Source organism: Rahnella sp. 2050 (assembly GCF_040544515.1).
GTDB classification, from domain to species: Bacteria; Pseudomonadota; Gammaproteobacteria; order Enterobacterales; family Enterobacteriaceae; genus Rahnella; species Rahnella aceris.
Genome location: NZ_JBEPKE010000005.1, coordinates 39,865 through 62,200 on the forward strand (window position 1 = coordinate 39,865; position 22,336 = coordinate 62,200).

The 22,336-nt window shown below is 52.8% G+C and carries 20 protein-coding genes; 2 read left to right on the forward strand and 18 right to left on the reverse strand.

What is annotated here, in order from left to right; genetic code table 11:
• Window positions 1-122 precede the first annotated feature (122 nt).
• The 5 genes from recX to ABIC79_RS18245 all read right to left on the reverse strand — a co-directional run bounded on the left by recX (window position 123) and on the right by ABIC79_RS18245 (window position 6,678).
• A complete protein-coding gene (gene recX / locus ABIC79_RS18225) occupies window positions 123-761 on the reverse strand; it encodes a recombination regulator RecX (protein WP_370447458.1) in 639 nt (212 codons plus the stop codon).
• A gap of 171 nt (window positions 762-932) precedes the next feature.
• On the reverse strand, window positions 933-1,997 hold the full coding sequence (gene recA / locus ABIC79_RS18230; protein WP_013574024.1) for a recombinase RecA: 1,065 nt from the start codon (window positions 1,995-1,997) through the stop codon (window positions 933-935).
• Between the two features lie 107 nt (window positions 1,998-2,104).
• Entirely contained in the window at window positions 2,105-2,599 is a 495-nt protein-coding gene (pncC, locus tag ABIC79_RS18235) for a nicotinamide-nucleotide amidase (protein ID WP_217244132.1), read from the reverse strand.
• Between the two features lie 161 nt (window positions 2,600-2,760).
• Window positions 2,761-3,864, reverse strand: a complete 1,104-nt coding sequence (gene mltB, locus ABIC79_RS18240) for a lytic murein transglycosylase B (protein ID WP_013574022.1) — start codon at window positions 3,862-3,864, stop codon at window positions 2,761-2,763.
• A gap of 153 nt (window positions 3,865-4,017) precedes the next feature.
• Window positions 4,018-6,678, reverse strand: coding sequence for a hypothetical protein (locus ABIC79_RS18245; protein ID WP_354568037.1), 2,661 nt, complete (start codon window positions 6,676-6,678; stop codon window positions 4,018-4,020).
• Between the two features lie 422 nt (window positions 6,679-7,100).
• Here ABIC79_RS18245 and mutS point away from each other — a divergent pair, with 422 nt between their 5' ends.
• Window positions 7,101-9,656 carry a DNA mismatch repair protein MutS gene (gene mutS, locus ABIC79_RS18250; RefSeq protein ID WP_112152126.1) on the forward strand — a complete coding sequence of 852 codons (2,556 nt, stop codon included), beginning with the start codon at window positions 7,101-7,103 and terminating at the stop codon, window positions 9,654-9,656.
• A gap of 98 nt (window positions 9,657-9,754) precedes the next feature.
• Here the strand turns inward: mutS and rpoS are convergent, their stop codons facing one another.
• The 13 genes from rpoS to cysG form a co-directional block, all read right to left on the reverse strand.
• Entirely contained in the window at window positions 9,755-10,741 is a 987-nt protein-coding gene (gene rpoS, locus ABIC79_RS18255) for an RNA polymerase sigma factor RpoS (RefSeq protein WP_126124620.1), read from the reverse strand.
• A 51-nt stretch (window positions 10,742-10,792) separates the two neighbouring features.
• Window positions 10,793-11,815, reverse strand: a complete 1,023-nt coding sequence (nlpD, locus tag ABIC79_RS18260; RefSeq protein ID WP_013574018.1) for a murein hydrolase activator NlpD — start codon at window positions 11,813-11,815, stop codon at window positions 10,793-10,795.
• A 242-nt stretch (window positions 11,816-12,057) separates the two neighbouring features.
• Entirely contained in the window at window positions 12,058-12,684 is a 627-nt protein-coding gene (locus ABIC79_RS18265; protein ID WP_037034145.1) for a protein-L-isoaspartate(D-aspartate) O-methyltransferase, read from the reverse strand.
• On the reverse strand, window positions 12,674-13,438 hold the full coding sequence (gene surE, locus ABIC79_RS18270; protein WP_013574016.1) for a 5'/3'-nucleotidase SurE: 765 nt from the start codon (window positions 13,436-13,438) through the stop codon (window positions 12,674-12,676). The genes ABIC79_RS18265 and surE overlap by 11 nt, the downstream gene beginning before the upstream one ends.
• The gene (gene truD, locus ABIC79_RS18275) at window positions 13,419-14,465 is read right to left on the reverse strand and encodes a tRNA pseudouridine(13) synthase TruD (protein ID WP_162906091.1); all 1,047 of its coding nucleotides are present in this window, start codon (window positions 14,463-14,465) and stop codon (window positions 13,419-13,421) included. Before truD ends, surE begins: the two co-directional genes overlap by 20 nt.
• A gap of 22 nt (window positions 14,466-14,487) precedes the next feature.
• On the reverse strand, window positions 14,488-14,961 hold the full coding sequence (ispF, locus tag ABIC79_RS18280; RefSeq protein WP_013574014.1) for a 2-C-methyl-D-erythritol 2,4-cyclodiphosphate synthase: 474 nt from the start codon (window positions 14,959-14,961) through the stop codon (window positions 14,488-14,490).
• On the reverse strand, window positions 14,961-15,680 hold the full coding sequence (ispD, locus tag ABIC79_RS18285) for a 2-C-methyl-D-erythritol 4-phosphate cytidylyltransferase (protein ID WP_354568041.1): 720 nt from the start codon (window positions 15,678-15,680) through the stop codon (window positions 14,961-14,963). The genes ispF and ispD overlap by 1 nt, the downstream gene beginning before the upstream one ends.
• Before the next feature lie 2 nt (window positions 15,681-15,682).
• Window positions 15,683-16,003: a cell division protein FtsB gene (gene ftsB, locus ABIC79_RS18290; RefSeq protein ID WP_013574012.1), complete on the reverse strand. Its 321-nt coding sequence runs from the start codon at window positions 16,001-16,003 to the stop codon at window positions 15,683-15,685.
• A gap of 167 nt (window positions 16,004-16,170) precedes the next feature.
• The gene (locus tag ABIC79_RS18295) at window positions 16,171-16,551 is read right to left on the reverse strand and encodes a DUF3561 family protein (protein ID WP_013574011.1); all 381 of its coding nucleotides are present in this window, start codon (window positions 16,549-16,551) and stop codon (window positions 16,171-16,173) included.
• A gap of 59 nt (window positions 16,552-16,610) precedes the next feature.
• Window positions 16,611-17,234, reverse strand: a complete 624-nt coding sequence (gene cysC / locus ABIC79_RS18300) for an adenylyl-sulfate kinase (RefSeq protein ID WP_013574010.1) — start codon at window positions 17,232-17,234, stop codon at window positions 16,611-16,613.
• A 1-nt stretch (window position 17,235) separates the two neighbouring features.
• Entirely contained in the window at window positions 17,236-18,663 is a 1,428-nt protein-coding gene (cysN, locus tag ABIC79_RS18305) for a sulfate adenylyltransferase subunit CysN (RefSeq protein WP_112152124.1), read from the reverse strand.
• 13 nt (window positions 18,664-18,676) lie between these two features.
• Entirely contained in the window at window positions 18,677-19,585 is a 909-nt protein-coding gene (gene cysD, locus ABIC79_RS18310) for a sulfate adenylyltransferase subunit CysD (protein ID WP_013574008.1), read from the reverse strand.
• 10 nt (window positions 19,586-19,595) lie between these two features.
• A complete protein-coding gene (gene cysG, locus ABIC79_RS18315) occupies window positions 19,596-21,020 on the reverse strand; it encodes a siroheme synthase CysG (protein ID WP_354568045.1) in 1,425 nt (474 codons plus the stop codon).
• A gap of 251 nt (window positions 21,021-21,271) precedes the next feature.
• On the opposite strand from cysG, the gene ABIC79_RS18320 reads away from it, so the two are divergent.
• Complete coding sequence (locus ABIC79_RS18320; protein WP_354568047.1) at window positions 21,272-22,309, forward strand: aminopeptidase; 1,038 nt, start codon at window positions 21,272-21,274, stop codon at window positions 22,307-22,309.
• The last annotated feature ends 27 nt before the right edge of the window (window positions 22,310-22,336 follow it).

Consider the following 22,336-nt stretch of genomic DNA (forward strand, 5'->3'; position numbering starts at 1 on the left):
TGCTGGAAGAACGGCTCTTGAGCCGGATAACGCTGCATATGGCAGCAATCTGTTCAGCTCACGAACGAAAAAGTGCGGATAAGATAAAATTTCTGCGCGGGGAAGTAAAATACCGTATGCGGTCAATCGTCAAAATCGCGATAAATAGACTGTATTTCTTCCTGAAAGAAGCCCCGGTAGAGCAAATAACGCAGAACTTTTGATTTTTCTTTCCAGTCAGTCGGTAAATTTTCACCAAATTTCCTGACGGCCAAATCCCGCGCCAGAACGCACCAGTCTACCTCAGTGTTTTCCAGCGCCACTGTAATGATTTCTTTATCGACGCCTTTTTGCAGTAATTCCGAACGGATGCGCTGCGCACCGTAACCTTTGTTACTGCGACCGGAAATATAACGGCTGGCAAATTTGGCATCATCGAGCCAGTGATGCTGATAGCAGTAGTCAATCACCGCCTGCACATGTTCTTCCGCAATTTCTTCTGGCACTGGCCGCGGCTGAGGTTTAGCTCTCACCACCTCTTCTTCAGCAAACGCATTTTGCTCCGCTTTTTTACGTGATGACCAGCTGTTTTTCTTATTCTGAGGTTTAACAAAAGGCATTGGTGGAATAAGCAACTTGCGGCGCAACTCTGTTTCGCCGTGATCACGCTGAGAAAGCAGGCGCATAGCACGGTTAATCAGCGTGTTGATTTTCGCTGCATCACCGTCTTTTTTCTGCGGCTCAAACAGCGTGGACTCACTGTTTTGCGCAACGTCTTCCAGCAATTTTTTCAGGTCGACGATTTTTTCATTAGGTATTTTTTCATCGGGCATAAGATTTCCCCCTGATATGCAAAATGCCAGTCTGGAAACCAGACTGGCATTTTAACGACTGTTGAAAGTAGCGGACAAAGTCCCCTGCCCTTCAAATGTCTTTGTCAGACAACCGCGAAATTAAAACTCTTCGCTGGTTTCCATGTTGTCGTCAGCGTCTTCAGCAGTAGTCGCAACGCTCAATTCACCGGTGCCGCTCAGCAGCATATCACGCAGTTTTTTGTCCAGTTCAGCAGCAACTTTCGGGTTTTCTTTGAGGTAGTTACAAGAGTTCGCTTTACCCTGACCAATCTTCTCGCCGTTGTAACTGTACCATGCACCCGCTTTCTCGATCAGTTTGTGCTTAACGCCCAGGTCGATCAGTTCGCCGTTGATGTTGATACCTTCGCCGTACAGGATCTGGAATTCAGCTTGTTTAAATGGTGCGGCGATTTTGTTCTTCACGACTTTCACACGTGTTTCACTACCGACAACCACATCACCTTCTTTGATAGCGCCGATACGACGGATATCCAGACGTACAGAGGCATAGAATTTCAGGGCGTTACCGCCGGTGGTGGTTTCCGGGTTACCGAACATCACACCGATTTTCATACGGATCTGGTTGATGAAGATCAGCAGGGTATTGGCGTTTTTCAGGTTACCCGCAAGCTTACGCATCGCCTGGCTCATCATACGAGCTGCGAGGCCCATGTGAGAGTCACCAATTTCGCCTTCGATTTCAGCTTTTGGCGTCAGTGCGGCAACGGAGTCAACGATGATAACGTCAACGGCGCCTGAACGGGTCAGCGCATCACAGATTTCCAGAGCCTGTTCACCGGTATCTGGCTGAGAACACAGCAGGTTATCGATATCGACGCCCAGTTTTTTAGCGTAGATAGGGTCCAGCGCGTGTTCTGCATCGATGAACGCACAGGTTTTGCCTTCACGCTGTGCAGCAGCGATAACCTGCAGAGTCAGCGTGGTTTTACCGGAGGATTCCGGACCATAAATTTCAACGATACGGCCCATTGGCAAGCCGCCAGCACCTAACGCGATATCCAAAGACAAAGAGCCGGTAGAGATCGTTTCGACGTCCATAGAGCGATCTTCACCCAGACGCATGATGGAGCCTTTACCGAATTGCTTTTCAATCTGGCCCAGTGCTGCAGCTAACGCTTTTTGCTTGTTCTCATCAATAGCCATTTTTACTCCTCGTCTGATACAGGGGAACATCCCGCCTGCATCACTGAATATAATTTATGTACAAGTAATTGGCAGTAATTATACTGTATGCTCATACAGTATCAAGCCTAATTTTTAATAAACTCACGCAATGCAGTTTGTAACGAAAAAACAGCAGTTTGCAAACGCACTGCTTCGCGATCGCCGGAAAACTGCTGTTTCGCGGTCAGAACCCGTCCGTCTTTTCCGGCAAATCCAAACCAGACAGTGCCGACAGGCTTTTCTGCAGAACCCCCGTCAGGGCCGGCGATACCGCTGACCGAAACCGCCACATCAGCACCCGCCGCATGTAACACGCCCAGTGCCATTTCATGCACCACCTGCTCACTCACTGCGCCATATTGCTCAAGCGTGCTTTCAGAAACGCCCAGCAATTCATGCTTGGCCGCATTGCTGTAAGTGACAAATCCGCGGTCAAACCAGGCGGAGCTTCCAGCAATATCGGTAATCGCTTTGGCAATCAGGCCACCGGTACAGGATTCCGCACAGGTTACCCACCATCCCTTCGCTTTCAGCGCCGCCCCGATTTCCACACTCAGTTCATGTAAACGTTTTTCGCTCATACTCCCTCCTGGCGGGTCATCTGAAACTGACCCGATGTTAGCATTTCTCTTCCGGTCTGTGAGTCCCGTCGAAGCGTTTTGCGCGATGTATTCAGAATTGGAATAAAAAGAAAAAGAAGGGCCACACTCTGCGGCCCTCATGAAAGATTAACTCACCGGCGTTAGCGCGCGGCTTTCACCGCTTCACCCAGTTGCCATACCGCCATCGCATAATGCACGCTGTGGTTGTAGCGGGTGATGGTGTAGAAATTCGGCAATCCGTACCAGTACTGGTAATTAGTGCCCATATCAAGGCGCAGCAAGCTGGCTTCCTGATAATTGCCCAGTGAACCCAGCGGGCTAAGCCCCGCTGCTTTGAGCGTATACAGCGGATACTTGGTTTTGAAGCCATTCTCCAGCAGAGGCGCCTGGCCTGCTGCCGGCACCGCAATCGGTGCGCCTTTCGTCCAGCCGTGTGCCTTGAAATAATTGGCAACACTGCCGATGGCATCAATCGGATCCCACAGGTTGGCATGACCATCACCGTTAAAGTCTACAGCGTAGTCCTTATAAGAGGATGGCATAAACTGGCCGTAGCCCATCGCACCCGCAAAGGAACCACGTAAACTCAGCGGATCATCGCCTTCACGGCGGGACATCAGCAGGAAGGTTTCCAGCTCGCCGGAGAAATATTCTGCCCGGCGCGGATAAGCAAAGGATAAGGTCGCCAGCGCATCGATTATGCGGGTTTTACCCATTACGCGTCCCCAGCGGGTTTCCACACCGATAATCCCGACAATGATTTCCGGCGGCACGCCGTAAACCTGCTCCGCACGCTGTAACGCATCCTGATACTGATTCCAGAACACTACGCCGTTTTGCACGTTATCCGGCGTAATGAATTTGCTGCGATAGCGGTTCCATGCGCCATTCGGCACGGTAGATGGCGGGCCAGATGGCGCCTGCTGATCCATCAGTCGTAATACAAATCCCAGACGTTTGGTTTGCGACAGGACATCATGCAATTGCTGACGGTCAAATCCGTGCTCGCGCACCATTTTGTCAACAAACTGGTTCATGGCCGGATCATAGGCGAAATCACCGGTCTGGACGGCACCGGTGTGCTCAGCCTGCAGCAGAAAACCACCAGCGGGAACCGTATTCGCGCTGGCATTTCTTCCATCGGAAAAAGGATTTCGCGGGCCTTCAGGTTGAGGTGCGGGCTTATTACTGCTACATGCAGAAAGTGTAAGAACCAGGGGAAGAATGACTGCCAGGTGGCGCATCGGATATCCGTAACCATGCAATAAAAGAGGTGCGGATATGGTAGAGCATTATTAAAGCCGAAAAAACTGAAAATCATCGTCTTTACAAGGCACAAAAATTCTAAGTGACGGGCCCGCTGTAACGGACCCGCACGTGTTAAAAATACTGCGTAATTATTTCACCGACGGCGTCTTGGAACGCCACTGGCTGCCTGATTTAAGCGTACTGCTTTCCTCAAATTTCACCGGATTATCACGATAAGCTTTCAGCTTGTTGCGCATCCAGCTGCTGGCATCACCCACGCCGCTGATCACCCCGGTCGTCGCTCCGCCGCCCAGGTGGACATGGAAAATACCGCGTGACGGGAAATCCAGATACTTAGGTGTGGAAAGATCCCATGAATGCCGGGAGAACAGTTCCCGGGTGTCGTGGCCCATCATTGAGGCATAAGCGGCATCGAATTTCAGCGGCAGAAGGCGTTCATGGATGGCATCCACCGAGGCACCAATTTCGGAATGCCCCATCAGGTAGCTGCCGCCGCTGCCCCAGTTCTGGGTGTTGAAATCAGCATTAACCTCATCTGCGGAAGTTGGCAGATGGCTGGCCGGGATCTGCCATGGCAGAACCGGTTGACGCAGGTGGCGACTTAAGGATGCGCAGAAATCGAACGTACGCTCCCATTCGTATGGCGAATAACAATAACCATTGGCATATGAACGGATAGTGAAGTCATCAGCCTCATAACGGTCAGCGGCCATAAAATCAGCGCCCTTCGCCACGTCAGGAGAACCGTCTGCACGGATATATTCGATGTCATCAAACACGCCGACCAGCAAGGCATATTGCGCCGTCAGTCTGCCCGCAGTGAACGGATCAACCGTCATTTTTTTATGTTGCCCGTCAGCGGCATCAAAAACATCATCGTAGACGAAATCTTTATAAATCCACTGCGAACCTGCCACTCCCCACAGGTTGACCTGCCAGCCGAGTACGACGTCTGGCGCAACCACGCGCGTCAGCCAGTTTACCGCCCGGATATAGCCTTTCAGGGTATTGGTGATGCCTGCCGGAATCTGCACATTCACATTGTGGTGGGCAAGTGCTTCGCTCAGAGGCTGACGAACCGGAATTTCATACGTTGGCAGGAAACCGTATTTCTGGCATTCGCCGAGATAATCCGGATTCACAATATACCCGGCTGGTACCGGATGTTCCGCATCCTGCTGGGATTGCGCCATTTGCAACGACTGAATAAAGTTGGCGAAACTGAATTTATGGCGTACCGGATCAGCAATAATATTCGGCACGTCACCCAATGATAAGTTACAGGTGTAAGACACCATCAGCGGCAACACGGGTTCATTCAGTTTGGCGGAGACGTCCCGTGCCATTTTAATAATTTGCAGCGTCGGTTCTTTAGACGGTGACAGATAATCGCCCGCATCGCCCATGCCGTCATCACCGGAATATTTGAAAATTGAAGAGACACGCGCCGCGGCAAAATCATCCACGTTAGTCGGCACCATATTGGCGCAGGCACCAAAGGTGAGGAACTCAGGGAAACCTTTCACGTGCAGATTCGCCCCTTTCACAATCGTCACATTCAGCTGTGCCGGTGCATTCGCGCTGACCAGTAACGGCTGAGGGCTGACATCCACGTAATGTACGATGCCGTTGTGAATAAAGGTTCCCGAGACCACGGTATAAGAACCCGGCACAACCAGAACCGGCTGCTCAATGCTGCCATTTTGCGCGGCAATCGCATCGAAGCGGTAATGACGAGGTGTGGCGGAATTGTCTGTCAGTCGCAGGGAAATGGATTTACTGACCGCGCTTTCCGCTTTCACACTGACCGTCAGCTTCGCAGCATTTGGCTGTGAATCACCACGCTGGCTGACCTGCGCCTGAGTGAAGTTAATACTGTGATACTGGCCGTCGAACTGACCGTCGTAATCATCAAACAGATAATGAATATTGTTCAGACGTAAATCGGCAATACGGATTTCAAAGCGGCCGGTAGCAGGTAAATGTTCCAGACGATATTGCTGGCCGGAGCGTACTGGCAGGCTCAGTTTATCTGTGCCGTTCTCGCTGCAAATCAGCGTCAGCTCTTCATCGCGCAAACCGGCAATGCCTGAGAAATTCAGTGCCACATCAATGGTCGTACTGCGATCCACAGCGCCGAAAGTGACGGCCAGCGAGGTGGTACGGCCTTTATCAATGGTGATTTCTGTCTGTCCGAGATTGACAGGTACGCGGACAGTACCGTCTTCCGTGCTTAATTCTGCTGCAAAGACACTGTAATTCCCCGCATTGACGGAAAATTTAGAGACGTGACCAAACTCTGGCAAAACGCGCAATGTTTTATCGCCGCGCACCAGACGCAGTTCGAGTGCGGCATTTGTCAGCCCGGCAGGCAACGGCGGACAACTGACCGACAATTCACCGGTAACACCCGGTTCTTCATCAGCGGCCAGCGCAAAGGTTTCGCGGAAATCAGACCAGGCAGGCGAATCCGCAGAGGAGACGTTCAGCCCCATATGAATTTTCTGAATGGCATCGCCCACAGGCTGTCCATCGGTCGGCTCAATCGTCACTTTGACATCAAAAATCCCGCCGCCAACTTCCGTGGATTCCACTTTCGTGCCGAGCGGTTTCCACGGATTGGTTTCGACATTAATATCACCGGCAGTTATTTTTCCGGGTGCTGAAAATACGATCACTAACTTTTCTTTAATATCAACCGCGCCGCCAGACGTTGATTTAATCTCATTCAAATCGAGAGTGGGATACCAGGCATCGTTGATCATGTTTAATTTAAATTGCAATTGCATAATACTTCTCCGCAAAGATGGATAAATAGCGTGGAAAATCCCGTATTAATAAGGTCATCCGGGAACAGCCATCACCCTAGCAGAGGAGTAAAACATTCATATCCACACTTAATTCATTTTATATACTTATTATTAATAATATTACGAACAACTAACCCATTAATATAACGGCACGTTTTTTATTATTATCACCCCCTTATTATTATTCTCAAAAAAATAAAAACTCTATTATTACGCCCGTTGCAACATGTTCAAATCCCCTGACCTTTACGCTCTGCAAACGAAGGGGGTGTTACATGTCTGGTTTGCGCGATGCTTTCCATTTTTAGTTGTGACAGCTTCTTGCCCGCTGGGCTAAGATACGCAACAGAAAAAATCCTTAAACCCATCGCGTCGAAAAATGGATTAAAAAGATTAAGTCTATGACAAATAATGTAAACCTGGATGCCCACACACCAATGATGCAGCAGTATCTGCGTCTGAAAGCTGAGAACCCGGAAGTTCTGCTGTTCTATCGCATGGGTGACTTTTACGAACTGTTTTATGACGATGCGAAACGCGCATCTCAGCTGATGGATATCTCCCTGACCAAACGCGGCGCTTCTGCCGGTGAGCCGATCCCGATGGCGGGCGTGCCTTATCATGCGGTAGAAGGTTATCTGGCGAAACTGGTCCAGCTAGGGGAATCCGTCGCGATTGCTGAACAAATTGGCGACCCGGCCCTAAGTAAAGGGCCGGTTGAACGCAAAGTGGTACGCATCGTCACGCCGGGCACCGTCAGTGACGAAGCGTTGCTGAGCGAGCGTCATGATAACCTGCTGGCGGCTATCTGGCAGGACGGGCGCGGGTTTGGTTATGCCACGCTGGATATCAGTTCCGGCCGTTTCCGCGTCGCACAGCCTGACGATCTGGAAACCATGGCAGCCGAATTACAGCGCACAAATCCGGCGGAATTGCTGTATCCGGAAAGCTTTGAAGCCATGTCGCTGATTTCCTCCCGCCGTGGCCTGCGCCGCCGTCCGATGTGGGAATTCGAGCTGGAAACCGCGAAACAGCAGCTTAATCTGCAATTCGGTACCCGCGATCTGAGCGGCTTCGGCGTTGAGCAGGCTGCTCAGGCGCTGCGTGCTGCCGGTTGTCTGCTGCAATACGTTAAAGATACCCAGCGCACCGCCCTGCCGCATATCCGTGGCGTCACCATGGAGCGCCAGCAGGATGGGATTATTATGGATGCGGCCACGCGCCGTAATCTGGAGCTGACGCAAAACCTGGCAGGTGGTGTAGAGAACACGCTGGCGGCAGTGCTGGATCAGGCGGTGACGCCGATGGGCAGCCGTATGCTCAAACGCTGGATCCACATGCCGAGCCGCGATATCAAACTGCTGACGCATCGTCAGCAGGCGATTGGTGCGTTACAGGATATCACCGCCGATTTACAGCCGGTGCTGCGTCAGGTCGGCGACCTCGAGCGTATTCTGGCACGTCTGGCACTGCGCAGCGCACGTCCGCGTGACCTGGCCCGAATGCGCCATGCGATGCAGCAACTGCCGGAAATCCGTGGAATTTTGCAGGAAACCGAAGCCGCTCATGTAAAAACGCTGGTTGAGCAAACCGGTGAATTCACTGAACTGGTAGAACTGCTCGAACGCGCAGTGATCGAAAGCCCGCCGGTTCTGGTGCGTGACGGTGGCGTTATCGCGCCGGGTTACAATGCTGAGCTGGATGAGTGGCGCGCACTGGCAGACGGCGCGACGGACTATCTCGACCGCTTAGAAATCCGCGAACGCGAAAAGCTGGGGCTGGATACGCTGAAAGTCGGCTTTAACGGCGTTCATGGATATTACATTCAGGTCAGCCGCGGTCAGAGCCATCTGGTGCCGATTCATTACGTCCGTCGCCAGACGCTGAAAAATGCCGAGCGCTACATTATTCCTGAACTCAAAGAGTACGAAGACAAGGTGCTGACCTCCAAAGGCAAAGCCTTGTCTCTGGAAAAGGCGCTGTACGAAGAGTTGTTCGATTTGCTGATGCCGCACCTGTCTGCATTACAGCAAAGCGCCAGTGCACTGGCCGAACTGGATGTGCTGAGTAATCTGGCGGAACGCGCGTACACACTGAATTACGCCTGTCCGACCATGAGTGAAAAACCAGGCATTAATATTACCGGCGGTCGCCATCCGGTGGTTGAGCAGGTGCTAAGTGAACCGTTTATTTCTAACCCGCTGAACATGTCCCCGGCGCGACGGATGCTTATTATCACCGGTCCGAACATGGGCGGTAAAAGTACCTATATGCGCCAGGCAGCACTGATTGTTCTGATGGCGCATATCGGCAGCTATGTGCCGGCGGAAGCCGCTGTCATCGGGCCGGTGGATCGCATCTTCACCCGTGTCGGTGCCGCGGACGATCTGGCTTCCGGACGTTCAACCTTTATGGTGGAAATGACTGAAACTGCCAATATCCTGCATAACGCGACGGAAAACAGCCTGGTGCTGATGGATGAAATCGGGCGCGGGACATCAACGTACGATGGTTTGTCGCTGGCATGGGCATGTGCGGAAAACCTCGCCAGCCGTATTAAAGCCATGACATTGTTCGCCACCCATTATTTCGAGCTGACCACCCTGCCGGAAAAAATGGAAGGCACCGTCAACGTGCATCTGGATGCTATCGAACACGGCGACACTATCGCGTTTATGCACAGCGTACAGGATGGCGCCGCCAGCAAGAGTTATGGTCTGGCCGTTGCCGCACTGGCTGGTGTGCCACGTGATGTGATTAAGCGCGCCCGTCAGAAACTGAAAGAGCTGGAAACGTTGTCGAACAACGCTGCCGCCAGCAAAGTTGACGGTCCGCAACTGGCTTTACTGACCGAAGAAGTGTCTCCGGCAGTTGAGGCACTGGAGTCACTGGATGCAGATTCTTTATCGCCACGTCAGGCGCTGGAATGGATCTATCGTCTGAAAGATATGGTGTAAACGTCCGCTGAACTGAACCGGATGCATAAAAAAACGGTGGGGATTAACCCACCGTTTTTATTGGATGCTGCATATTGTGGCAATTGCCTGTGAGTTATTTACTCACGGAAAAGTGCTTCGATACTCAGTCCTTGCCCCTGCAGGATTTCACGCAGGCGACGCAAACCTTCTACCTGAATCTGACGAACACGTTCACGTGTCAGACCAATTTCGCGGCCCACATCTTCCAGCGTTGCCGCTTCATAGCCTAACAGGCCAAAACGACGCGCCAGCACTTCACGCTGTTTTGCATTCAACTCGAATAACCACTTCACGATACTCTGTTTCATATCGTCGTCTTGTGTGGTGTCTTCCGGGCCGTTGTCTTTTTCATCCGCCAGAATATCTAACAACGCTTTCTCTGAGTCACCACCCAATGGGGTGTCTACAGAAGTGATGCGTTCATTCAGGCGCAACATACGGCTGACGTCATGTACCGGTTTGTCGAGTTGCTCAGCAATCTCTTCAGCGCTCGGTTCATGGTCCAGTTTATGTGCAAGTTCACGTGCGGTACGCAGGTAAACGTTCAGTTCTTTAACGATATGAATCGGCAGACGAATAGTACGGGTTTGATTCATAATCGCCCGTTCGATTGTCTGACGGATCCACCATGTTGCATAGGTAGAGAAACGGAAGCCGCGCTCAGGGTCGAATTTTTCAACCGCACGGATCAGACCGAGGTTACCTTCCTCGATCAAATCCAGCAGTGCCAGACCGCGGTTACTGTAGCGGCGGGCAATTTTAACCACCAAACGCAGATTACTTTCAATCATACGGCGGCGGGAAGGAACATCTCCCCGCAGCGCGCGTCGTGCGAAATAAACTTCCTCTTCTGCGGTAAGCAGAGGGGAATAACCGATTTCACCGAGGTACAGTTGAGTGGCATCCAGCACTCGTTGGCTTACAGTCTGCGACAACAATTCTTCTTCAGCATCGTTGTAGGCAGTCTCTTCGACTATTGCTTTCTCGTCAAAGGCTTCAGCGCTGTTCTCATCGAAATCTACATCATCATGTAACTCGTTAACTTTCAGCGTATTCTGACTCATAAGCTGCTCCTACCCGTGGTCCCGAGGGCAGAATCGATGCTCTGCCCCGATTTATCGCTGCGGAAGATAACGCAGCGGGTTTACGGATTTCCCCTTGTAACGAATTTCAAAATGCAATCTTACTGAACTGGTTCCGGTGCTACCCATAGTCGCTATTTTTTGACCCGCCTGCACTTCTTGTTGTTCCCGGACCAGCATTGTATCGTTATGTGCATAGGCGCTCAGGTAATCATCATTGTGTTTGATGATGATCAGATTACCGTAACCGCGAAGAGCATTACCGGCGTAGACCACACGCCCCGAGGCGGTTGCTACGACAGACTGTCCACGCGAACCAGCAATATCGATCCCCTTATTTCCCCCTTCAGAAGCTGAGAAATTATCGATAATTTTCCCGTCAGTCGGCCATTTCCAGGAGGAAACCGGACCGCCATTATTTGTAGATGTGGCGACGGGAGTGCTGGCTACAGCAACAGGTGTTGTGGTGGTAGTAACTGCACCTGATGAAGGCAACATCTTGCCTACATTCTGTTTACCAGAAGAATCAGAATACGTGGTAGTTGGTTGAGATGCAACCACAGAACCTGTGAGCATGCCCCCGGTTGGAACTTTCGGAACACCGCCATTTGTGGCATCTGTGACCGCTATCGCACCCCCGGTACTTGCTGCGGAAGAGACGTTATTTATCTGGATTGTCTGGCCAACTTCGAGGCTGTATGGCTCTGGGATATTATTGCGCGCGGCCAGGTCGCGGAAGTCATTGCCCGTGATCCATGCAATATAAAACAGAGTGTCGCCACGCTTCACCTGATAGGTGCTGCCACTGTAACTTCCCTTAGGGATTGAGTTATAGCTGCGGTTGTACACAATGTGTCCGCCAGGGCCGACAGCAGGCGCCATTTGCGGAGTGGAATTCAGAGTATTCTGACTACTATTGCCACTGCCACCGCCGCCATTAACGCTGCTGATGGGTGCAGATGTCGTTGAATTGTTCGTACATCCCGCCATCCAGGCACTGATAAAAGTACACATTACAATGCGGCTTAGTGTTTTTATTGGGCTTCCCGTGCTCATATTTCCCCCGTTACGGCAATCTCAGAATATCTCTTTAACCTCGCACACCGCGCCAGCTGGCGCTTTTCGTGTCATCAGACACGGTGCGGGCAGGCAACATGCTCATTCAGGACTTTGCCCAAATGCCGCTGTGCCATAAAAAACTGTAGTGGATGCTATCAACATCGCCAGTACAGCACCATATAACAGTTGTATTTAAATTTTAAGAGGTTAGTCCTGCAGGGATCGGCTTATCACCGGTTTCAGGCGAGCTCGCCTTTCACCAGCGGGACAAAACGAACGGCTTCGATAGTCTCTGCAACAAACTCGTCACCACGTCGTGTGACCCGTTGCAATGTTTGATTTTCTTCGCCCACGGGCAGAATTAATACGCCGCCATCATCGAGTTGTTGCAGTAGATCTTGAGGTATTTCAGGAGGTGCAGCAGTGACAATAATGGCATCGAACGGGCCACGCGAAGGCCAGCCCTGCCAGCCGTCACCATGACGGGTGGAGACATTATGCAAATCGAGTTGCTTGAGGCGTCTTTTGGCCTGCCACTGCAACCCTTTGATGCGCTCAACCGAGAAAACATGTTCAACCAGATGTGCCAGAATCGCAGTCTGATAGCCTGACCCGGTGCCAATTTCCAGCACGCGTGAAGTGGGCTCAAGGCGCAGCAGCTCGGTCATTCTCGCCACGGTATAAGGCTGAGAAATGGTCTGACCGGAGCCAATAGGCAACGCAGTGTTTTCGTAAGCTTTATGCTGAAATGCCTCATCCACGAAACGCTCACGCGGCACAGACTCTATGGCATGCAACAGTTTTTCATCATGAATGCCCTGCTGGCGAAGTTGTTCCAGCAGGTTGTACATCGGTTTATTCACCATTCGCGCTCACCCCGGCCTTTTCCAACCATGAGACCACGACATCCTGAGCCGCATAGGCGGTTAAATCCACCTGAAGTGGCGTCACTGAAACATAACCTTGCGCGACAGCAGCAAAATCAGTATCAGGTGCGACATCAAATTTATCCCCCGGTGGGCCAATCCAGTACAAGTCCTGACCACGCGGGTCCTGCTGACAAAATACTTGCTCGGCCGGATGACGGCTACCGCAACGCGTCACCTTGATCCCCTTGATCTGCGAAAGTGGCAAATCCGGGACGTTAATATTCAGAATTTTGCCAGTACGCAAAGGCTCACGCGCCAGAGCCCTGAGGATCCGACAGGTGATGATCGCCGCCGTGTCATAATGCTGATGGCCGTCCAGTGAGACCGCCAGCGCGGGAAAGCCCAGATGGCGGCCTTCCATCGCGGCGGCGACCGTACCGGAATAGATGACGTCGTCACCCAGATTCGGCCCCGCATTGATGCCAGAGACCACTATATCTGGCTTAGGGCGCATCAGCGTATTCACGCCAAGATACACACAATCGGTCGGCGTACCGTTAATTACGGCGGTATCCCCGTTAGGGTAAGACTGAATACGCAACGGGCCGTCCAGCGTCAACGCATTAGATGCGCCGCTACGGTTACGATCAGGGGCCACCAGCGTCACGTCAGCAAATTCACGCAGTGCTGACGCCAGCGCCTGTATACCCGGAGCCAGTACGCCGTCGTCGTTACTCAGTAATATCCGCATCACTTTCATCCAGATTCATCAGTTCACGCACCACGCTGGTGGCATAACTGCCGGCCGGTAACCAGAATTTGAGTTCCAGAGTAACATCATCCCAGCGCTGCCATTGCATCTGCAAAGGTTGCAGCATGATGGCACGACGTGCCGGTTCGACCCTCTCACGGTTAAGCAGCGACAGTAAATCCTCCTGACCATTCAGACAGGCCAGCTCATAGGCTTCAGCGTCTTCGAGTGTGCCCAGCGGGCCATCTCCCGGCAACGGTGCGGTTACCAGCAATTCACCGTTTTCAACGCGCGGTAGCAGCGATTCGAACTCTTCGGCTTTCGCCACAAACCAACTGCCACGGCCATTCAGTTGCAGGGCATCGCCCAGCATCGGCTGACGTACGGTGCCATCGGCCAGACGCTGGCTGGCGACGATATTGAACATCGCACTACGGCTGGCGGAAAGATAAAAACTGCGCTTCGCGCGTTCTTTCGGACGGGCTTCATTGGTTGCCCAGCGTTTCGCCTGCACCAGATTATTGCCACCACGGCCAAAACGCTGAGTGCCGAAATAGTTCGGTACGCCCTGTTGGGTGATTTTTTCCAGACGCGCCTCGACATCAGCCATATCGCTTACCTGACGCAGCACCAGCGTAAACGCGTTGCCTTTCAGCGTACCGATACGCATCTTTTTGCGATGGCGTGAGGCGCGGACAACTTCGCAGCCTTCGAGATCAAACTGGCTTAAATCGGGATCAGTCTTGCCCGGCAGATGCAGGCAAAACCATTGTTCGGTAACGGCATGGCGGTCTTTGAGACCGGCATAACTGACATCGCGCGGATGCACTTTGGCAAATCGCGCCAGTTGTTCCGCGACAAACTGCGTGTTACAGCCATTTTTGCGGATCCGCACCAACAGATGTTCACCTTCGCCATCCGGCTCAAAACCCAGATCCTCTTCGACAATAAAGTCTTCGGGATTGGCTTTCAGCAGGCCGGTGGCAACAGGCTCGCCCAGCAACCAGGTGAGACGGGACATATCTATCATGCGGTAATCTTCCACAACATCATTCCTTAATCAGCAGAGCAACGGCTTCGCAGGCAATACCTTCGCCACGGCCAGTAAAGCCCAGCTGTTCGGTTGTCGTGGCTTTCACGTTGACGTCATCCATATGACATTGCAGATCTTCTGCCAGAAACACGCGCATCTGCGGGATGTGCGGAGCCATTTTCGGTGCCTGTGCGATGATCGTGATATCCAGATTGCCCAGCTTGTAGCCTTTTGCACGGATACGGCGCCAGGCTTCGCGCAGCAGTTCGCGGCTGTCAGCACCTTTGAATGCCGGGTCAGTGTCCGGGAAAAGTTTACCTATATCTCCCAGCGCAGCGGCACCAAGCAGTGCGTCCGTAGCCGCGTGCAGGGCAACATCACCATCTGAATGCGCCAGTAAACCCTGCGGATAAGGGATACGCACACCACCGATCACCAGCGGGCCTTCGCCGCCAAATTTATGTACATCAAAACCGTGACCGATACGCATTATGCGTTCTCCTCCTGGGATAAGCGGGTTAAATAGAATTCAGCCAGGGCCAGATCTTCTGGCCTCGTGACTTTAATATTATCGGCCCGTGCCGGGATCAGCATAGGATGAAAACCGCAATATTCCATTGCCGAGGCTTCATCTGTGACCACCGCACCTTCATTGAGTGCACGGCGCAGGCAGGTTTTCAGTAATTCGAGCGGGAAAAATTGCGGCGTCAGTGCATGCCACAGGTCCTGACGATCGACCGTATGTGCAATCGCTGTAATGCCCGGTTCACCACGCTTCATCGTGTCGCGCACGGGGGCGGCAAGGATCCCGCCCACTTTACTGGTGGTGGCAATCGCCAGCAGATTATGGAGATCGTCAGGATGCAGACACGGGCGCGCGGCATCATGTACCAACACCCAGCCGCTGTCTCCGGCAACATCCAGCCCGGCCATCACCGACTCAGCACGTTCCGCACCGCCTGCAACCACGCGAATACGCGGATCACGGGCAATGGGAAGTTGTTCGAATTGCGTATCCTGCGGGCTTAATGCCACGATAACCTGACTGACTTTGCCGCTTTGCAGCAAAGCGAAAATTGAGTGTTCTATCAGCGTCTTACCGCCAATAGAAAGATATTGCTTGGGGCATTCTGCCTGCATACGGCTGCCAATGCCGGCAGCCGGTAACACGGCAATAACCTCTGGAAGGGAAACTGCGATATGGCTCATGGCTATTGATTCAGGTTGTTTTGCGAAACGGTGCTACCAGGCGCACGTTTGTTGTCAGGCACCAGACGATAAAAAGTCTCGCCGGGTTTAATCATGCCCAGTTCATTGCGTGCGCGTTCTTCGATCGCTTCCTGACCGCCGTTTAAATCGTCGATTTCTGCGAAAAGTTGATCATTACGTGATTTCAGTTTGCCGTTATTAACTTGTTGCACCTGAACGTCATCGTTTACACGTACATAATCGTGAATACCATTCTTACCCAGCCACAGCGAATACTGTAGCCAGCCAAGTAAAATCAGTAATAGCAGTGTTAGTTTGCCCATCCCCGCCCCCTAAAAAAGCTGGACAATCATCCCACAACTTTCCCTCTGACTCCACTGTGGCAGTGGTAAAGCCGGTGAGAATCAGACTTACGCACGCAATTAAGGGTGAGAATGACACAATGGGTTACATCGTGAAGGGAATTTGCAGGGAAAACCGCCAGGAAAAGTCACCAGCCAGACAGGAAAGAGAAGACTGTCCAGAACATGCCGATAACGCAGACCGCGCTGGCCAGAGAGGTTTTAAACCAGCCACCGCCAAAGAACGTGCTGAACGCAATGCCTATCAGGACGGAAACGGGCATCAGCGCCAAGAAGAACGGCCAGGTGTAGAGCAGGAAAAACAGGGTGTTGGAACCATAAACCAGAAAAGGGATCGCGAACGCCAGCCAGTAGAAGACAAACCCGATGAATCCGCCCTGCATGGAGTAGGAAGGATCTTCGGTGTCTGCACTGTCGGTTTCCGGTATCGGCACGCGTGTCCGGGGGGTAATTTCCCCGGTGCGATCCACGCGGTTCCGACTGACAAGTCTGCTAAATAACGCCTGCATAGATGATCCCTGTATTTCAGTGTAAACCGGCACGCTCTGTGACGTTTGGCCGGCAACATTCAGGGATTGATAATAGCGCGCTGGCGCATCACTTCTAATAATTGAGGCACCAATTGTGTTACCAATTGTTCACCATCAAGATGCACATCCGGGGTTTCCGGTGGCTGATATTCTGAGTCAATACCGGTGAAGTTTTTCAGTTCACCCGCACGGGCTTTTTTATACAAACCTTTCGGATCACGAGCCTCACAGATAGCCAGCGGCGTATCCACAAACACTTCAATAAACTGACCGTCTTCCAGCAAATCACGCACCATTTCACGCTCGGCGCGGTGAGGTGAAATGAACGCCGTCAGCACGACCTGCCCTGCATCCACCATCAGTTTCGCCACTTCACCTACGCGACGGATGTTTTCACGCCGGTCGTCGTCGGTGAAGCCCAGATCACGGCACAGTCCGTGACGGACATTATCGCCATCGAGCAGATAAGTGCTGACGCCCTGCGCATACAGCGCCTGTTCAAGCGCACCGGCCACTGTGGATTTCCCCGAGCCAGAAAGCCCGGTGAACCACAGCACCGCACCACGATGGCCATGTTGCTTTTCGCGATCCGCACGAGTCACCGTGTGCGGATGCCAGACAACATTCTCATCTTTTAAAAAAGTGCTGTCTTGTGACGCCATCTTATTTGCCACCCAGCAGGTCACGCGCACCCCAATGCGGGAAGTGACGTCGAACCAGGCTGTTCAGTTCCAGCTCAAATGCGCTGTATTTATCCGATTCCTGATATACCTGTTCAATGGCTTCACGTACCAGACCAGCACCCACGGTAACGTTGGTCAGCCGATCGATAAAGATCATGCCGCCGGTCACCGCGTTGCTCTGATAGTTATCCAGCACCAGTGGTTCGTCGAAGGCCAGTTCCACCAGTCCGATACCATTCAGTGGCAGGTTTTCTACCACACGCTGCGTCAGCGAGTTAATTTCCACCTGATATTCGATATTTTCCACACGCGCACGGGCTTTCTTGCCGCCGACTTTGATGTCGTAACTCTGCCCGACGCTCAGTGGCTGTTCCGCCATCCACACCACGTCGACTTTGGCATTTTGTACCGGTTTAACCGTTTCTTCAGCATCGACCAGCGTGTCGCCACGGCTGATATCACGCTCATCGGCCAGCACCAGCGTAATCGCGTCGCCCGCCCAGGCTTCCTGCAAATCACCGTCAAAGGTCACAATGCGTGCCACGGTAGATTCCACACCGGATGGCAATACTTTCACCTTCTGACCGACACGGACAGAACCGGATGCCAGCGTTCCCGCATAGCCACGGAAATCAAGATTCGGGCGGTTAACGTACTGCACCGGGAAGCGCATCGGTTGCTGTTCACGAATGTTAATAATGTTTACCGTTTCCAGCACGTCGAGCAACGTCGGGCCGGTGTACCAGTTCATTTTATCGCTTGATGTGGCAACGTTGTCGCCTTCCAGCGCGGAAAGCGGCACAAATTTGATGTCCAGATCGGTCGGCAGTTGCTGCGCGAAATCCAGATAATCCTGTTTAAACTGCTCGAATACCGCTTCGCTGTAATCCACCAGATCCATTTTGTTGACGGCCACCACCAGATGACGGATCCCGAGCAAGGTCGCAATAAAGCTGTGGCGACGGGTTTGATCCAGCACACCTTTACGGGCGTCGATCAACAGAATCGCCAGATCACAGGTCGATGCACCGGTCGCCATATTGCGGGTGTACTGTTCGTGCCCCGGCGTGTCCGCAATGATGAACTTACGTTTCTCGGTAGAGAAATAACGGTAAGCCACATCGATAGTAATGCCCTGTTCGCGTTCGGCCTGTAAGCCATCCACCAGCAGTGCCAGATCCAGTTTCTCGCCCTGGGTGCCGTGACGTTTACTGTCGTTATGCAGAGAAGACAGCTGATCTTCGTAGATCTGACGGGTGTCATGCAGCAGGCGCCCGATCAGGGTGCTTTTGCCGTCATCGACGCTGCCGCAGGTCAGAAAGCGCAGCAGGCTTTTGTGTTGCTGAGCGTGCAGGTAAGCTTCAACGCCACCCTGCTCCGCGATTTGTTGTGCAATTGCGTTATTCATTAGCTGCGGCTCCTCAGAAGTATCCTTGACGCTTTTTCAGTTCCATCGAACCGGCCTGATCACGGTCGATCGCGCGTCCCTGACGTTCACTGGTGGTCGATACCAGCATCTCTTCGATGATCTCCGGCAACGTTTGTGCCTCAGATTCAACAGCACCGGTCAACGGCCAGCAGCCTAATGTGCGGAAACGCACCATTTTCTTCTCGATCACTTCGCCCGGTTGCAGATCAATACGATCATCATCAACCATCAGCAGCATACCGTCGCGCTCCAGCACCGGACGCGGTGCGGCCAGATACAACGGAACGATTTCGATATTTTCCAGATAGATGTACTGCCAGATATCCAGCTCAGTCCAGTTAGACAGCGGGAACACGCGGATGCTTTCGCCTTTGTTAATCTGGCCGTTGTAATTGTGCCACAGTTCAGGACGCTGGTTTTTTGGATCCCAGCGGTGGAAGCGGTCACGGAACGAATAGATACGCTCTTTGGCACGGGATTTTTCTTCGTCACGGCGTGCACCGCCGAAAGCGGCATCAAAGCCATATTTATTCAGCGCCTGCTTCAGACCTTCAGTTTTCATGATGTCAGTATGTTTGGCACTGCCGTGCACAAACGGGTTGATGCCCATTGCCACGCCTTCCGGGTTTTTATGCACCAGCAGCTCAAAACCGTAATTCTTCGCCGTGCGGTCACGGAAGTCGTACATTTCGCGGAATTTCCAGCCGGTATCCACATGCAGCAGCGGGAACGGCAAGGTGCCCGGGAAGAAAGCTTTGCGCGCCAGATGCAACATCACCGAGGAATCTTTCCCGATGGAGTACATCATCACCGGGTTGGCGAATTCAGCAGCCACTTCACGGATGATATGGATACTCTCCGCCTCCAGTTGCCGCAAATGAGTCAGTCGTTTTTCGTCCATAACAGATCCTTTAAGCCAAATTCACAACCGACGGGCGTTGGGTGCCGTCAGTCTCAGGATGATGCCCAAACCAGGCCAGTTGCTGATGAAGAGATACCACTTCACCAATCACCAGTAACGCCGGCGCCGGCGCCTGCTGAGCCAGATGTTCAAGATTATCGAGTGTTCCGGTCAGCACCTGCTGATCAGAACGCGTTCCCCGTCCGATGACCGCAACGGGCGTATGCGCTGCGCGACCATGAGCGATCAGTTGCTGGCTGATTTCGGCAGCTTTAAGCGTGCCCATATAAATCGCCAATGTCTGCTGGCCTTTCGCGAGGGTCTCCCACTGCACGCCGTTGTTTTCCGGACGGCAATGCCCGGTCACGAATATCACACTCTGCGCGTAATCGCGGTGCGTCAGCGGAATACCTGCATAGGCTGTCGCACCGGCAGCCGCGGTAACACCCGGCACCACCTGGAAAGGAATGCCTGCCGCCTGCACCGCCTGTAATTCTTCGCCGCCGCGTCCGAAAATAAACGGATCACCGCCTTTGAGGCGCACGACTTTTTTCCCCTGCTGCGCCAGTTCGACCAGCAGACGGTTAGTGTCTTCCTGCGCGACAGAATGGCTGCCCGCACGTTTACCCACACAAATTTTGTCCGCATCGCGGCGCACTAAATCCAGCACGTCTTCGCTGACCAGATAGTCGTAAAGCACGACATCGGCCTGCTGCATCACCTGCAGCCCGCGAAGGGTGAGCAATCCTGCATCACCCGGCCCGGCACCGACCAGCGTGACATTCCCGCTATGCGAGATGTCTTCCGCGTTTTCTAACTGCTGTTGCAGCGCCTGTTCTGCTTCTGCGAGCTTTCCCGCAGAAGCGAGGCTGGCAAAGCGTCCGGCAAACAGTTGTTCCCAGAAACGGCGACGCGCACGCATTGAACTGAACTGTGCTTTCACATTGTCGCGCCAGCGTCCGGCGATATCGGCCATTTGCCCCAGGCTGCCCGGCAGTAGAGTTTCCAGCTTCTCGCGCAACATTCTGGCGAGTACCGGCGCTTTACCGCTGGAAGAAATCGCGACCACAATCGGCGAACGGTCGACAATCGAAGGGAAAATGAACGAGCACTTCGGCTGATCGTCAACCACGTTAGCCAGAACATGACGGCGGTTGGCCTGTTCAAAAACCTCAGCATTTAGCGCAGCGTCGTCGGTGGCGGCAATCACCAGAAACACGTCATCGAGCTGTTCCGGCAGAAATGCCTTTGCCGACCAGCTAACTTCTGCGGCCTGTCTGCGTTGTTCCAGCTCGGGAGAAAGTGCCTGTGCGACTATCCGTACTTGCGCACCTGCCCGCAGGAGGAGATCAATTTTGCGAGCAGCGACTTCGCCACCTCCCACGACCAGCACAGGGCGTTGTTTGAGGTCGGCAAATATTGGTAGATAGTCCACAAAAGCCTTTAATGATTGTCAGAGTTAATAAACAAACTATACGTGCAGGCAATAATTGATCTGAAATGACGAAAAGGAATGATTAGTTACTAAATGGAATATAGCCCGGCAAAAAGAGCGGTTTGGGATAACGGGAAATTGTCTAATCGCACAGACAATCGCATACTGTACGCCCCAGAAAGACCGCCACACGCGGCCTGTTGTTTGATTGCCTTCCGGTCATATTGACCAGCAAATAAGGATTTTTGGCTATGTTTTCTTTTTTACGCATGAAGCGGACGCTGCTGGCGCTGAGCCTGAGCTGTGTCTGTATGGGTCATGCGATGGCGGCGTCCGCCTCGCTTCCGCCAGTGGGGATGATCGCCAGTCAGCAAATTCGCCATATCGCCACCTATTTTCCCGGACGCATGGCCGGCAGCCCGGCAGAACTGATCGCCGCGGATTATCTGAATCAGCAGTTCAATAAATTAGGATATACGAGCGATTTACGTGGCTTCGATACCCGCTATCTTTACACCAGCAATGCGGGCAAAAAGAACTGGCAAAATATTCACGCCACGTCGGTGATTGCCGCACGTGCAGGAGAAGTGCCGCAGCAAATCATCGTGATGGCGCATTTCGATACCTATGTGCCGCAAAGTGACAGTGATACCAACCATAATCTCGGCGGCCTGACGCTGCAGGGGGTCGATGACAACGCTTCCGGCGTCGGTGTGATGCTTGAGCTGGCCGAACGCATGCAGGCCATCCCGACGCACTACAGCTTGCGTTTCGTGGCGCTGAGCGCGGAAGAAACCGGTGCTAAAGGCGCTGAAGACTTTGTGAACCGCATGAGTGCTGAAGAGAAGAAAAATACGCTGCTGGTAATCAACCTGAATTCGCTGATCACCGGTGACCGGTTGTATTTCAACAGCGGCGCGAATACTTCCGTGGCCGTGGCGAAACTCACCCGCGTACGGGCGCTGAATATTGCGCACAGTCTGGGTATTCCGGCAGAAAGCCACGAAGGCGTACATTGCTGCGATGGCATAAAAGCGCTGGATGACGCACGGCTGCCGCTGCTGAACGTGACGGCGACTAACTATGCGCTGGGTAAGAAAGACGGCCTCCAGCAACGCGCGATCACCAGCCACTTCCCGCTGGGTACCACGCGTTATCAGAGCCAGTTCGATAATCTGCAGTATCTGGATAAAGCGCTGCCGGGACGCATTGAAAAACGCTCACGGGATACGGTGAAAGTGTTATTCCCGCTGCTGAAGGATCTGGCGAAACCGGCGAAACACGCCTGATTAAATATGGGGAGTTGAGACGTTAAT